This window comes from Apilactobacillus pseudapinorum (assembly GCF_040369555.1).
In the GTDB taxonomy this organism is placed as follows: Bacteria; Bacillota; Bacilli; order Lactobacillales; family Lactobacillaceae; genus Apilactobacillus.
Map to the genome: position 1 here is coordinate 1 of NZ_BAABVU010000030.1, position 419 is coordinate 419.

The following is a 419-nucleotide window of genomic DNA, read 5'->3' on the forward strand; positions in this document are numbered from 1 at the left end:
TATGGGCCTATAGCTCAGTTGGTTTAGAGCGCACGCCTGATAAGCGTGAGGTCGGAGGTTCGAGTCCCCCTAGGCCCATCGACCTCGTAGGGGTCACAACAACCATATTTATATGGGGAATTAGCTCAGCTGGGAGAGCACCTGCTTTGCAAGCAGGAGGTCAGCGGTTCGATCCCGCTATTCTCCATTGACACGCAAGTGTCATTACTTGGTTCTTTGAAAACTAGATATTATTTAATTTCTATATTGAATTTGTATAATAATACAATTTCAACCGAGAACACCGCGTTATTTTGAGTTTTAAAATATTAGTTTATTCGTAAATACTCAACTAACCAAACATCACGTAGTGATGAAATAGGTTAAGTTATGAAGGGCGCATGGTGGATGCCTTGGCACTAGGAGCCGATGAAGGACGG

General features: G+C 43.4%; 2 tRNA genes. Both read left to right on the forward strand.

Going from position 1 to position 419, the window contains the following annotated elements:
* The first annotated feature begins 3 nt into the window (after positions 1 to 3).
* A tRNA-Ile gene (locus tag ABWU86_RS05895) sits at positions 4 to 78 on the forward strand.
* A gap of 36 nt (positions 79 to 114) precedes the next feature.
* A tRNA-Ala gene (locus tag ABWU86_RS05900) sits at positions 115 to 187 on the forward strand.
* Positions 188 to 419 lie beyond the last annotated feature (232 nt).